A 13,792-nucleotide genomic window follows, 5' to 3' on the forward strand; every position below is an offset into this window, starting at 1 on the left:
ATTGCGAGCCTGCATGCAGCTGACGCCATCGACGCCGCTTACGCTGGTCGGAATCCTGGCGTCGTTTCGACGTGCGTTTTCGGGCATCGTCCTGATGAGCGGGGTCGTCAACGTGCTGACCCTGACCGGCTCGTTCTTCATGTTGCAAGTCTACGACCGCGTCGTTCCGGGTCGCAGCGTGCCGACGCTGGTCGGCCTGGCGGTGCTTGCGGGAACATTGTTCGTGTTTCAGGGAGTGCTGGAGCTGATCCGCTCCCGCCTCATGGTGCGGCTGGGACAGGAGCTGGACGCAAAGCTGAGCCCGTCGGTCTATTCGGCGCTGATGCGCCTGCCGCTGCGCGCCAAGCCTTCCGGCGACGGGCTGCAACCCCTACGGGATCTCGATCAGGTCCGATCCTTTATCGGCAGTGCCGGACCGACCGCTTTGTTCGACCTGCCATGGATGCCGCTCTATATCGGCATCTGTTTCATTTTTCATTTCTGGATCGGCGTTACCGCGCTTGCCGGCGCCGTTGTCCTGTTTGCACTGACGCTTCTGGCCGAATTCCGGACCCGCGGCCCGACAAGGATCGCCGGACAGCACGCAGCCGTCCGCAGCACGTTGGCCGAGGCGACAAGGCGCAATGCCGAAGCCATGCAGGCCATGGGTTTTGGCGGGCGTATCGCCGAGCGGTGGTCTGCCGTCAATGCCGAGTACCTGAACGCCCATGCGGCGGCCAGCGATGTCGCGGGAACGCTTGGCACGATTTCCAAGATCCTGCGATTGATGCTGCAATCGGCAATGCTGGCGATCGGCGCTTATCTGGTCATCAAGCAAGAGGCGACCGGCGGCATCATGATCGCAAGCTCGATCATGATGGGCAGGGCGCTGGCTCCGATCGAACTGGCGATAGCGCATTGGAAGGGTTTCATTTCGGCGCGGCAAAGCTGGGCACGCCTGAAGCAGCTTCTGTCCGCGCTGCCGGAAGGCGCAACCGGCGTGACCCTGCCCGCGCCTGTCAGCGCGCTGGCGGTCGAGAATGTCAGTGTCGCGCCGCCGGGCGAACGCACGCCGGTGGTGTGGGATGCAAGTTTTTCACTGGCCAGGGGAGCAGGCCTGGGGGTCATCGGCCCGAGTGCTTCCGGCAAATCATCGCTGGTGCGTACGCTTGCAGGTGTCTGGCTTCCGGCGCGCGGCGCCGTGCGGCTGGACGGCGCGACGCTTGACCAGTGGCCGGCCGACGAGCTGGGTAAACATATCGGCTATCTGCCGCAGGATGTGCAGTTGTTCGACGGCACGATTGCGCAGAACATCGCCCGCTTCGACCCGGATGCGTCATCCGACATGGTGCTTGCGGCAGCCAAGGCCGCCGGCGTGCATGATCTCGTCGTGCATCTGGCCGACGGTTACGACACGAAGGTTGGCGAAGCCGGCGCCTCGCTGTCGGCGGGGCAACGCCAGCGTGTCGCGCTGGCGCGCTCTCTTTATGGCGATCCGTTCATGGTCATCCTGGACGAGCCGAATTCCAATCTCGACTCGGAGGGTGAAGTGGCCTTGTCCGCAGCGATCCAGGGCATCAGGGACCGCGGCGGCATCGTTATCGTCGTCGCGCACCGGTCCAGTGTGCTGGCCAATGTCGATACGGTGCTGGTGATGGCCAATGGCCATGTGCAGGCCTTCGGTCCGAAGGACGAGGTGCTGAACAAGGTCTTCCGATCGGCAGCGCCGCTCAAGGTCGTTGCCACCACGGAGCGAGGCGTTCCGGCATGAGCGAGGACAGAAGCGCTTTGCATCACCGGCAGGTCCGCCGCTATCTCGTGGCTGGCGTTGCTACCTGTCTGCTGCTTGTCGGAGGTGTTGGCGGCCTGGCGGCGGTGACCAAGATGTCGGGTGCGGTGATCGCAGCTGGCCGGCTGGTGGTCGATTCCAATGTAAAGAAGGTTCAGCATCCGACGGGCGGCGTGGTCGGCGAGATCAGGGTGCGTGAAGGCGACCGGGTCAAGGCGGGCGATATTCTGGTGCGGCTGGACGAGACGACAACGCGCGCCAATCTGGCGATCGTCTCAAAAGGTCTGGATGAGTTTTATGCACGGTTGGCGCGCCTGGAGGCGGAGCGTGACGGCAAGGACACGATCAGCTTTCCGGACGTTTTGACATCGCGGCGCGACGAAGCCGGTGTCGCCGCATCGATGGCCGGAGAACAATCGCTGTTCGATTTCCGGCACCAGGCGCGGTCTGGCCAGCGATCGCAATTGCGCGAACGGATCGCGCAGTTGAAGCAGGAGAGTGCCGGCCTGACCGAGCAGCTGCAGGCGAAACGCCGCGAGATCGAGCTGATAGGGATCGAGCTGGAAGGTGTGCGGTCGCTCTGGCATCGCAAGCTGATAGGAATCGACCGCATGACGTCGCTGGAACGGGACGCGGTGCGGCTCGAAGGCGAGCATGGCCAGTTGACCGCGGGAATTGCCCAGGTGAAAGGCAAGGCGTCCGAGATCGAACTGCAGATCATCCAGATCGACCAGGATCTTCGCAGCGAGGTCGCGACCGATTTACGCGATACCCAGGGAAAGATCTCCGAGTTCGTCGAACGCAAGGTAGCGGCCGAGGACCAGTTGAAGCGCATCGATCTGCGCAGCCCGCAGGATGGCGTGGTGCTGCAGTTGGCGGTGCATACGATCGGCGGGGTCATCACCCCCGGCGAACAGGTGATGCAGATCGTACCGGTGACGGACGACCTGACCGTTGAAGCGCATATCGCACCGCAGGATATCGACCAGGTGACGATGGGCCAGAATGCGATTTTGCGCCTGTCGGCGTTCAATCGGCAAACCACGCCGGAGCTGACCGGGACGCTGTCGCGGATCTCGGCGGATCTCACCATCGAAGAGCGTACCGGAGCAGCCTTCTATGTGGCGCGGGTGGCGCTTCCGAAAACCGAGGTCGCCAAGCTGCGGGGGCTGGCGCTGGCGCCGGGCATGCCGGCCGAGGTGTTCTTCCCGACGGGCGACCGGACGATGCTTTCCTATCTGGTGAAGCCGCTGTCGGATCAGATCCAGAAAGCCTTCCGCGAAGAATGAAGCCGCACCTTTAAGAGCTGAAGCCTCGAGACCGGCTGGTTGCCGGTCCCCAAGGGTTAGGCCTACTCCGCCGCCTCATAGCCGGCGATGCCCTTGATCTCGAGGAAATCCTCCAGCCCGTATTCGGCGTATTCGCGGCCGTTGCCGGATTGCTTGTAGCCGCCGAATGGCAGGCCGGCGTCCCATTGCGGATAGTTGATGTAGACATTGCCGGTGCGCATGCGGGCGGCGACTTCGCGGGCCTTCTCGATATCCTTGGCCTGGATGTAGGACGCCAGCCCATAGACAGTGTCGTTGGCGGTGCCGATCGCCTCTTCCACGGTGTCGTAAGGCATGATCGCCAGCACCGGCCCGAAGATTTCCTCGCGCGCGATGCGCATATCTGATGTGACGTCGGCGAACACGGTGGGGCGGACATAGTAGCCGCGGTTGAGCTCGGCCGGACGCCCCGGTCCACCCGCGACCAGCGTGGCGCCTTCATCTATGCCGGCCTGGATCAGGTCCTGGATCTTGTCGAACTGGATCTGGCTGACCACCGGGCCGAGCTTGGTGCCGGCCGCATCGGCCGGGCCGACGGTCAATTTTTCGGCCGCCGTCTTGGCGTAGCCGGTCGCCTCGTCGTGGCGGTCGCGCGGCACGAACATACGAGTCGGCGCATTGCAGGACTGGCCCGAGTTGCTGAAGCAGCCGGCGACGCCCTTGCTGACGGCCTTTTCGAGATCGACATCGGGAAACAGGATGTTGGCCGACTTGCCGCCAAGCTCCTGATGCACGCGCTTGACCGTGTCGGCGGCCGCCTTGGCGACCAGGATGCCGGCGCGGGTCGAACCGGTGAACGACATCATGTCGACATCGGGATGGCTGGACAGCGCCTGGCCGACGCCCGGGCCGTCGCCATTGACGAGGTTGAAGACGCCCTTGGGAACGCCGGCCTCGTCGATGATTTCGGCAAAGATGATGGCGTCGAGCGGCGCGATTTCCGAGGGCTTCAGCACCATGGTGCAGCCGGCGGCGAGCGCAGGACCGACCTTGCAGGTGATCTGGTTCAGCGGCCAGTTCCACGGCGTGATCAGGCCGACGACGCCGATCGGCTCCTTGACGATGAGCGACGAGCCCTTGACGTGGCGGAATTCGAACGACTTCAGCACCTCGGCCATCTTCTGCAGATGTGCCAGGCCAATGCCGACCTGGCTGTCGAGTGCCATCTGACGCGGCGCGCCCATCTCGCGCGATACGGCCAGCGCCAGATCGGCGCTGCGCTTCTTGTAGATCTCGATGACGCGCTTGAGGATATCGAGCCGCTCTTCGGCCGAGGTGAAGCCGAACGTGCCGAAGGCGCGCCTGGCGGCGGCGACCGCCTTGTCGACATCGGCCTTGGAGCCGAGCGAAATCTGCGCGAAGGCATCTTCGTTGGACGGGTCGATGACGTCGAGTGTGCTGGGCACGACAGGATCGACCCACACGCCGTCGATATAGAACTGCAGATTGTGTGACATGGGCTTCTCCTCGGGGGATTTCTGAATTGATGGGGGGCGATCGCCAGATCGTCGTATCGGTTCAGGGATAACGATGGGGCAAGAGCGATGTCAAACGCAAGGGCGGGCGATTGAGCCGACGGCTACAGAAGCGTGTGCCCCGCCGCGACCAGAAGCCCCCTTGCCGCGGCTTCATCCTTGGCTTTGACGAGCAGATGGTCGCCATCGAAGGTGGATACCAGAAAAATGCCGAGTTCGTTTTCCGACAATGGCTTTATTACCGACAGCACGATGCCGGTTTCGTCGAAGGCAAAGGGACCTTGGAGTTTCAGGGCGACCCAGTCCCTGTCATGCTTCACCCCGTCCGGCACCCGATCCTGCAGGCAGACAACCGAAAGCTCGTCGTCGGTCCTGGTAATGCTGACGAAGCCCGGCCCGTCCGCCCAGCCGGGAATGCTGTCTTTTGCTTCGAGGCGCGAAACCGCATACCGCCCCGTGAGCGGCTTCAACCGGACCCTGACTGCCATCCGATCCTCCCTGTTATCGGCCATCACCCCAGTTTCTTGCTCATATAGACCGTGATGCCGTTCATGAACGGCTCCTCCCGGTCGATCGTATAGCCATGCCGTTTGTACAACAACACATTAGCCATGAAGGCGCCATTGGTCAGCAGGCGCAGTTCGAAGCAGCCGGCCTCCAGCGCCTTCTGCTCCGCCCGTTCCAGCAACAGCCGGCCGATTCCCCTGCCCTGCGCCTGTGGCGCGACGCAGACATTCTCGATCCAGAGATGATCGTCGGCCGGCATGGTCTCGATCATGCCGACGATGCGGCCATTTTCGATGGCGAGATCGAACGGATGTTCGGCGACCGCCTTGTCATAGTCGGCGCGCATCGGCAGCGGCTCGCGGCCGATCAGAGGCACCCATTTGGCATAGGCGGCACGCACAATGTCCTTGATGGCGGCAGCGTCCGCTGATTGGGCCGGTCGAACAGGATGGAAGAATTGGACATGGCAAAGGCTCCAGACATGAAAACCCCGCCGGCAGACGTCGCGGGCGGGGCTGGAACGAACGAACCGGAATTTTATTGGGCCGGTCCTTTTCGTCGCGCAAACAGCTTGCCGCGCTGCGTGGTGCAGGAACGGCGTCGCTTGGCGATGGCGAACGAGAAAACGAACATGACGCCACGCTGGAGCAGGAAGCGCGGCGCTGTCAAGATTTTGGCGTTGGCCCAGCCTCCGAGTTGACCCGCGCGGCTAGAGCGGGCGGCGCCGGCAAGGCCATAAGTGTACTGCCAGGCAACGCCAGTCTTCACCTTGCGCGGTGGTTGCTCGCCTAAACTGCTGCGCCGTCGAGTAGGGCTCTCGTACGCGTACAAAAAAACAGCAACAGCTAATATTGTTGGACATTCAACCTACCATTGTTTCAAATTTCTATTTGATCTAATCTTGGCATCATAATATAAGCGGAGAAGCACTGGACGGGCTGACGGGGGGGCGCCATGCATCGAGGGCTGGCAAAGCGTACAATCTCACGTTTGTTAGGCGCGATGACGGTCGTCTACGCGCTCGCGGGCACGACGTCAGCGCTCGGGCAGTCTTGTAGTCCCACACAGACAGCTCATGCTTTTAGCTTTACTGGCGGCGACCAGTCCATCTCGGTTCCTGGCAACACCCATTCCGCCACAGTATACCTCAAGGGAGCGCAAGGCGGGGTTGGCAAGAGCGGCGCCGGCACCATCGGGGGCAGCCCATTGAGCCCAGGCGGCGCCGGCGGGCTCGGCGGCCAGGTGAGCGGTTCCTTGACTGTCGCGCCGGGTGACATCCTTTCTGTCGGCGTTGGCGGCCGTGGCTCGCTCGCGGTCAATCCCGGTGGCGCGAGCGGTACTCCCGACGGCGGCAATGGTGGCGGGGCGACCGACCTGCGGCTGGGCGGAACCCGCCTGGCAATTGCTGGCGGCGGTGGCGGCGGTGGCAACGGGGGCTGGCACACTACAAATTCGATAGCTGGTGGCGCCGGTGGCAAGAGCGGGGGATCCGGCTCGGCAGGAACCGATGTTTCGGGCGGCCTTGGCCCCTTTGGCGGTGAAGGTGGCACTGTAGGTGCCGGTGGCGCGATCGGCGCTGGGTGCGATAGTTTTCCTGGCACGGCCGGTCAGACAAATGGCCAAGGCGGAACTGCACGAAATTTCTCAGGGTCTTTCCTGGGTGCCGGATATGCTGGTGGCGGCGGTGGCGGGGCTACTGTCGGCGGCGGTGGTGGCGGCGCAGGCGTCGGCACGACCTCGTGCCAGCAGAACTGGAACGGCGCCGGCGGCGGCGGCGGCGGCGGATCATCGGATGCCGGCTCGCTGCAATCGGCTGCGGTGGCGGATGGCGTCAATTCCGGCGATGGGTCCGCATTGATCTGTTTTGATGAGCCGCTCTATGTGATCAGTGGCACAGCGAGCGGTCAGACCGGGACGGTGAGTTTGAAATTGACATCAAGCTCGCCGGCAGGGACGCAAACCAGGGACGTGAATGTCGGCGATATCACCTTTGCCTTTGCGGATGGCCTGCTGACCGGCTCCAACTGGAGCGTTGAGGTTACTGCCAAGCCGGCCGACCAGACATGCACGGTCACGACGGCCTCGGGCACGGTGGCGGGAGCCGACGTGACCAATCTTGTCCTGTCCTGCACCACGGTCACGGTGGAGCTGTCGCCGGCAACATTGCCGAATGCGCATATTGGCACGCCGTACAGCCAGACCATCACGGCAAGCAGCCCCAATGGCGGCGCCGCACCCTATACCTTCACCGTGATTTCCGGCTCAGTGCCTCCCGGCCTCGCGCTCTCGCCTGGAGGTACGCTGGCTGGCACACCCACTGCCGCGGCCAATTACGATTTTACGGTGCGGGCCACGGACAGCAACGGCTTTACCGGCCAACGTGACTACACTGTGGTCGTCGAGATCCACTTGCCGTCGGCACAGGACCACACGCTGGACGTGATGGCCGGAACGACCGGGTCCCTCGACCTGACGCAAGGGGCTACGAATGGGCCGTTTACCAGCGCCACGATTGCCTCGCCGCCGCCGAGCGAAGCGGGCACGGCTTCCATTGTGCCCGATGGCGGCGCTTATATCCTGCAGTTTGCCGCGGCAGCCACCTTTGTCGGCACAACCAGCCTGACCTACACGCTCTCGAATGCCGACGGAACGTCACCTCCGGCAACCGTGACCATCAACGTCACGGCACGGCCCGACCCCTCCCGCGATCCGGAAGTGATCGGCCTGATTCGGGCACAGGTGGAGGCGGCAAAGCACTTCGCCGACATTCAGATCCAGGGATTTGGACAGAGGCTGGAACAGCTCCACAATGAGGGCGACCAGCGCCACAGTTCGATAGGCCTCAGCGTTGCCGTCCAGCAATCGTCGGACAATCCCGACGCATACGCTCAGCAGCAGAATGCGGCGAACGATCCGGCGCTCGCCGCAATCGCCACGGCATCGTCGCAGTCCACTTACGGAGCGCCCAATCCGGAGCGCATTCAGCCCAACGCCAACGCAAAGCAGGACAGGACTTCGACCGGCGCGTCGCCGATCAAGACCGGACAGTCTTCAACTGGCACGGACGTGGACACCCAGACGTCGTCACTGCCGGCCGAGAACCCATTTGGCGAACTGGCCTTCTGGAGCGGCGGCTACGTCAATTTCGGCACCGATGACGATGGAGCCATCAAGCTCGACCATACGCTGGTCGGCGTGAGCGTCGGTGCCGACTACCGCTTTTCCCCGACCTTCACCGCCGGTCTCGGGTTTGGCTATGGCCATGACGTCACCGACGTCGGGAGCAACGGCACCGAAAGCCGCGCCCATGCCATCTCGGTCGCCGCCTATAGCAGCTACCGCCCGGCGCCAAGTTTTTTTGTCGATGGCCTTGCCGGCTATGGCGCCCTCAATTTCGACAGTGAGCGCTATGTGACCGATACCGGCGATTTCGCGTCTGGAACGCGCGACGGAAGCCAGGTCTTCGGGTCGCTGACGGCGGGCTACGAATTTCGCCGGCCGGACTCTCTGATATCACCCTATGGACGTCTGTCGGGGTCCCACTCCACGCTTGACGGCTTCACCGAGACGGGTGGCGACATCTATAATCTGACCTTCGGCAAGCAGACCGTCGACACGCTGTCGGGCACCCTTGGCCTGCGCATCGAGAACAACATTCCTACCAGCTGGGGTCTGCTCACACCGCGCGCGCGCTTTGAGTATACGCACGACTTTGCCGGCTCCAGCCGCGTCAGCCTCGGCTATGCCGATATCGGCACCACGCCCTACGCGCTGGACGCAGATGCCTTTTCCAACGACTATTTGTCAATCGGGCTCGGCGTCGATGCGCAAATCGGCGGTATTGCCTTCGGGCTGAACTACAGCACCGCGGTCGGCAGCAACGGCGACAGCCAGGACCATACGATCGCCGCGCGAATTGGGATGAAATACTAGGGCATGATCCCAAAAAGTGGGGTTAGATCGTGAGGGAATTCATCATGATCTAGGGCGGCTCCAGGTTTCGCCCGGCCGCTCTTTCTCATTCTGACCTCGGCCGCCCTAAACGTTCACAAAAATCGATCATTTCAACAAAAACAATTCGTTGGAAAGATCGATTCTGGAATGACATTCTCCTGAGGTACTTGCGTGGAGAATTGCATTGTCTTCCGCCGCCCAGCTAGCGAACGATATTCCGATCAGCATGATTTCCGCCGATCTGGCCGTGGGCCGGAAGCGGCTCGGTTCCGTGTGGAATGGCGTCATCCCCGGGATCGTGCTGGTGGCGATGATCACGGGGGTGGCCTTCTCGGCCCATAATGTCTCCGGCTTCGCGCTGTTCAGCCCGATGATCCTCGCCGTCGTCGCCGGCATGATCTATTCCAACGTGCTCGGCACGCCCGCCCACGCCAAGGCCGGCATTGCATTCTCGCAGAAGCGCCTGCTGCGCTTTGCCATCGTGCTGCTCGGCTTTCAGCTGACGCTCGGCCAGGTTGTCTCCATCGGCGCCGGCGGCGTCGGCATCGTGGCGCTGACCCTTGGAGCGACCTTCGTCTTCACCATTACGCTTGGCCGGCTGATCGGCGTCGACGCCAAGCTGGCGCAGCTGATTGCCGCCGGCACCTCGATCTGCGGCGCTTCGGCGATCGTTGCCACCAACATCGTCACCGATGCGCGCGACGAGGACGTCACTTATGCCGTCGCCTCGATCACGCTGTTCGGCACCGTCGCCATGCTCGGCTTTCCGCTGCTGGCGCCGGTGCTCGGCCTCGACCAGCACGCATTCGGCCTGTGGGCCGGCGCCTCGATCCACGAGGTGGCACAGGTCATCGGCGCCGGCTTCCAGAACGGCGCCCAGTCCGGCGAGATCGCCACCGTCGCCAAGCTGACCCGCGTCGCCCTGCTGGCGCCGATGGTCATCGCGCTCGGCCTGATGGCGCGCCGCAAGAGCAATGGCGATCGCCCAAGCGACCAATCCGGTGCGCGGCCGCCGATGCCGTGGTTCGTCGCCGCTTTCATCGCCGTCGTGGCGCTGAACAGCCTGGTTGCCGTGCCGGCCGAAGTGAAGTCGGCCATGGCGTTCGCCACCACCATCATGCTGACCATGGGGCTCGCCGCCATGGGTCTGCAGGCCAACATTTCGCAGCTGCGCTCGCGCGGCCTTCGCCCGCTGGCGCTCGCCTCCTGCGCCTTCCTGTTCATCGGCTGCTTCAGCCTGATGCTGGTGAAGTTCGCTTAATCCTCGAACGAACTCGCCGCGACATAGATCGCGGCAAGCGCCTCGATGCCCGCCTGGTCGTCCTTGTCGAAGCGGCCGGGCGCCGGGCTGTCGAGGTCGATCAGGCCGAAGACGCCGTCATTGTCCCTCAGCAGCACGACGAGTTCCGAGCGCGAGTCGGCGTCGCAAGCGATGTGGCCGGCAAATTCATGCACATCCTTGACCAGCATCGACATTTCGAGATCGATGGCGGTGCCGCACACGCCCTTGCCGACGGCGATGCGCACGCAGGCCGGCTTGCCCTGGAACGGTCCGAGCACCAGCTCCTCGTCGGAGGCCAGGAAATAGAAGCCGGCCCAGTTGAGATCGGGCACCATCTGGAAGATCAGCGCCGATGTGTTGGCGGCGTTGGCGACGGAGTCGCTCTCGCCTTCCAGCAGCGCCTTCAACTGGGTGGCCAGTTCGCGGTAGAAGGCCGGCTTGTCGGTGCTGTCGATGGTCTGGGCCGCAAACATGGCGTCGTCTCCATTGCCGGCGGGCCAAAAAGCCCGTTACATTTCCTGTCTGCCACCAATGACGCTCCCAGGAAATACACAATTGTGAATACCGACCGTGCCAGCCAAACACACGACCGGGCGCAACCCGCAGCGAGCGAAGGTCCCCTCACCTTCGCTGTGCTGGTCTTTCCCGGCTTTCCGATGATGGCGTTCAGTTCGGTGATCGAGCCGCTGCGCGCCGCCAATGTGCTGGCCAAGCGCGATTGTTACCGCTGGGTGATCGTCGGCGCCGACCAGGGCACGGTCGAGGCGTCCAATGGGGTTGTCATACAACCGGGATTCTCAGCCTCGAGCGCACCGAAGGTCGACCGCATCGTCGTCTGCTCCGGCGGCAATGCGGACTTGCTTGTCGCGGACGATGCGGTTGCCTGGATCCGCAGGAGCCTGCGCGCCGGCGCCCATATCGGCGCGGTGGCCGACGCCGCCTTCTTCCTCGCCAGGGCCGGCTTGCTCGACGGCCATGCTTGCACCTTGCACTGGACCAGCCAGGCGGCCTTCACGGAGGCCTTCCCGGATATCGAGCTTCGGCGCGATCTCTATGTCATCGACCGCAAACGCTTCACCTCGGCCGGTGGCGTCGGCAGCCTCGACATGATGCTGGAGATCATCACCAACGATTATGGCGGCGAGCTCGCGGCGGGCGTTGCCGAATGGTTCGTGCACAGCCCCTTGCGTTCGAGCGTCGACCGCAAGCTGATGCCGCTCAGGCTGCGCACCGGCGTCCAGAACGAACTGGTGCTGTCGGCCATCGCCATCATGGAGGATGCGGTGGAAGAGCGGCTTGGCATGACGGAGCTGGCGGCAAGGCTCGGTGTCTCCTCCGACAAGCTGGAGCGCAATTTCCGCACCGAGCTCAGCATTTCGCCCAACGGCTATTACCGGCGCCTCAGGCTACGGCGCGCCGCCGACCTGTTGGCCCATTCGACGCTGATGGTGCGAGACGTGGCGCTGGCCTGCGGCTTCGCGTCCATGTCAAGTTTTGCCCGAGCGTTTCGCGAGGAGCATGGGCACGCGCCGAAGGCGATGCGGCGGCATTAGAGGGCGCTGCGCGCTAACGCGGTGAGATGCTGGCGGGACAGCGCCCCCCTCTGTCCTGCCGGACATCTCCCCCACACGGGGGGAGATCAGATGTCGCCTCGGCTTTCGCCAATCACCAACGTTGCAGGGCGAGCGGGACGCGAAAGCTGCTAATCTCCCTCCTTGTGGGGGAGATGTCCGGCAGGACAGAGGGGGCGCGAAGGATCGCAACATTGCCCTTTGTATCCATGCCCTTCTTGCGGCATTTCGCACGACATCTGCGGATTCTCGCACAGACATTTTTCGGCGCATGGCTATGGTCTAGCCCTTCAGGAGGCGCACCCATGAGCATCGTCGTTTTCGACCCGGACAGCACCGAGGATGTGGATTTCAAGGACCGCATGCGCCACCCGGTCGCGGCTGACTCGGCCGGTGGCATGTGGCTGTCGGACACCGAGCCGTCCTTCATCGATGCCGACGCGCTGCGCAAGGGTCGGCTGGCGAAACTGCGCGGCTGGATGCGCGAGGCGGGCTATGGGGGCGTCGTTTTGTTCGACCCCTACAACCAGCGCTATGCCACCGGCTCGCGCAACATGTTCGGCTATTTCCTGCGCAACTCGACGCGCTATTTCTTCATCCCGACCGACGGGCCGATCGTGCTGTTCGAATATCCGCAGAGCTACCATGTCTCGATGGTGCTCGACACGATCGACGAGGCGCGGCCGTCGAAGCTGGTGTGGTCTTCGGTGTCGGGCCGCGACGACGAAACCGCCGGTCCTTTCGCCGACGAGATCGCCGAGCTTTTGACGAAGCACGGCGGCGGCTCGATGAAGCTTGGGCTCGACCGCTGCAGCCATTTGCAGGCGCTGGCGCTGGAAAAGCGCGGCTGCGACGTCAGGGATTGCCAGGGCGAGATTTTGGCGGTGCGCGCGGTCAAGACGCCTGAGGAGGTCAAATGCCTGCAGGTGTCGATGGCCGGCGCGGAAGCTGCCGTCTACGCCGTGCGCGAGGCGATAAAACCCGGCGTTTCCGAAAACGAGCTGTTCGCCATCATGTATGGCGAGGTGATCCGCCAGGGCGGCGAGTTCATCGAGACGCGGCTCCTCACCTCGGGACAGCGCACCAATCCGTGGTTCAACGAGGCCAGCGGCCGCAAGATCCGGCCGGGCGAGCTTCTGGCGCTCGATACCGATACGATCGGCTGCTATGGCTATTATTCCGATTTTTCGCGCACCTTCCGCTGCGGGCCGGGCAAGCCGACCGGCTATCAGAAATCGCTCTACCGCATGGCGCACGACCAGGTTCAGCACAACATTTCGATCGTCAGGCCGGGCATGGCTTTTCGCGAGATCGCCGAAAAGGCGTGGAAAATCCCGGACCGTTTCGTCGACCAGCGCTATACCTCGGTGATGCACGGCGTCGGCATGCATGGCGAGACGCCGTTCATAGCGCACGCCATGGACTATGAAACCTACGGCCGCGACGGTGTTGTCGTGCCCGGCATGGTGGTGAGCGTGGAAAGCTATATCGGCGAGAAAGGCGGCCGCGAGGGCGTCAAGCTGGAGGACGAGATCCTGATCACCGACACCGGCACCGAGCTTCTGTCGCGCTTTCCCTACGAGGATGAGTTTCTGGAGAAGCAGGTTTGATCGCAGCGTCCCTCACTAACGTCAGCGCGGTATCGCAAACCTTCGGGAATAGTCGCGGCAGCTATGCCTTCGTCATCCTAGGGCGAAGCAAGGAGCGCAGCGACGCGGCGCAGACCCTAGGATCCATGCCGGGACTCATCCGCGCCGCAACGGTGCAAGTTCTGCTCCGCCGCACCCCACGGCCAACCTCACGGAATGGATCCTCGGGTCTTCGCGACGGAGCTTCGCTCCTGCTTCGCCCGTGGATGACGAAGGTGGGGAGGCACCCGCTAATCGCCACCGTTTGCGTCGACACGA

Annotated in this window: 10 protein-coding genes; 6 read left to right on the top strand and 4 right to left on the bottom strand. The window is 63.4% G+C overall.

The features are described from left to right. The first annotated feature begins 13 nt into the window (after positions 1 to 13). A complete protein-coding gene (locus NKI64_RS20970; protein WP_352669757.1) occupies positions 14 to 1,750 on the top strand; it encodes a type I secretion system permease/ATPase in 1,737 nt (578 codons plus the stop codon). Then, on the top strand, positions 1,747 to 3,057 hold the full coding sequence (locus NKI64_RS20975) for an HlyD family type I secretion periplasmic adaptor subunit (protein ID WP_023682885.1): 1,311 nt from the start codon (positions 1,747 to 1,749) through the stop codon (positions 3,055 to 3,057). Before NKI64_RS20970 ends, NKI64_RS20975 begins: the two co-directional genes overlap by 4 nt. Before the next feature lie 62 nt (positions 3,058 to 3,119). On the opposite strand, the gene NKI64_RS20980 is transcribed toward NKI64_RS20975, so the two are convergent. From NKI64_RS20980 to NKI64_RS20990, 3 genes are all read right to left on the bottom strand, one after another. Continuing rightward, positions 3,120 to 4,553: an aldehyde dehydrogenase family protein gene (locus NKI64_RS20980; RefSeq protein WP_023682886.1), complete on the bottom strand. Its 1,434-nt coding sequence runs from the start codon at positions 4,551 to 4,553 to the stop codon at positions 3,120 to 3,122. A 122-nt stretch (positions 4,554 to 4,675) separates the two neighbouring features. Then, on the bottom strand, positions 4,676 to 5,059 hold the full coding sequence (locus NKI64_RS20985; protein WP_023682887.1) for an ACT domain-containing protein: 384 nt from the start codon (positions 5,057 to 5,059) through the stop codon (positions 4,676 to 4,678). Between the two features lie 23 nt (positions 5,060 to 5,082). Then, positions 5,083 to 5,478, bottom strand: a complete 396-nt coding sequence (locus NKI64_RS20990) for a GNAT family N-acetyltransferase (RefSeq protein WP_023682888.1) — start codon at positions 5,476 to 5,478, stop codon at positions 5,083 to 5,085. A gap of 806 nt (positions 5,479 to 6,284) precedes the next feature. On the opposite strand from NKI64_RS20990, the gene NKI64_RS20995 reads away from it, so the two are divergent. Together NKI64_RS20995 and NKI64_RS21000 are read left to right on the top strand one after the other, a co-directional pair. Continuing rightward, positions 6,285 to 9,011, top strand: a complete 2,727-nt coding sequence (locus NKI64_RS20995) for an autotransporter domain-containing protein (RefSeq protein ID WP_352669762.1) — start codon at positions 6,285 to 6,287, stop codon at positions 9,009 to 9,011. Positions 9,012 to 9,258: 247 nt separating this feature from the next. Then, positions 9,259 to 10,293: a YeiH family protein gene (locus NKI64_RS21000; RefSeq protein ID WP_444848994.1), complete on the top strand. Its 1,035-nt coding sequence runs from the start codon at positions 9,259 to 9,261 to the stop codon at positions 10,291 to 10,293. On the opposite strand, the gene msrC is transcribed toward NKI64_RS21000, so the two are convergent. Next, entirely contained in the window at positions 10,290 to 10,787 is a 498-nt protein-coding gene (msrC, locus tag NKI64_RS21005) for a free L-methionine (R)-S-oxide reductase MsrC (protein WP_023698045.1), read from the bottom strand. The genes NKI64_RS21000 and msrC overlap by 4 nt on opposite strands. Positions 10,788 to 10,970: 183 nt before the next feature. Between msrC and NKI64_RS21010 the strand changes: the two genes are divergently transcribed. Next, entirely contained in the window at positions 10,971 to 11,867 is an 897-nt protein-coding gene (locus NKI64_RS21010; RefSeq protein ID WP_352519331.1) for a GlxA family transcriptional regulator, read from the top strand. A gap of 323 nt (positions 11,868 to 12,190) precedes the next feature. Further along, the gene (locus NKI64_RS21015; RefSeq protein ID WP_023694382.1) at positions 12,191 to 13,495 is read left to right on the top strand and encodes a M24 family metallopeptidase; all 1,305 of its coding nucleotides are present in this window, start codon (positions 12,191 to 12,193) and stop codon (positions 13,493 to 13,495) included. Positions 13,496 to 13,792 lie beyond the last annotated feature (297 nt).

Source organism: Mesorhizobium sp. M0478 (genome assembly GCF_040321305.1).
Classification (GTDB): domain Bacteria; phylum Pseudomonadota; class Alphaproteobacteria; order Rhizobiales; family Rhizobiaceae; genus Mesorhizobium.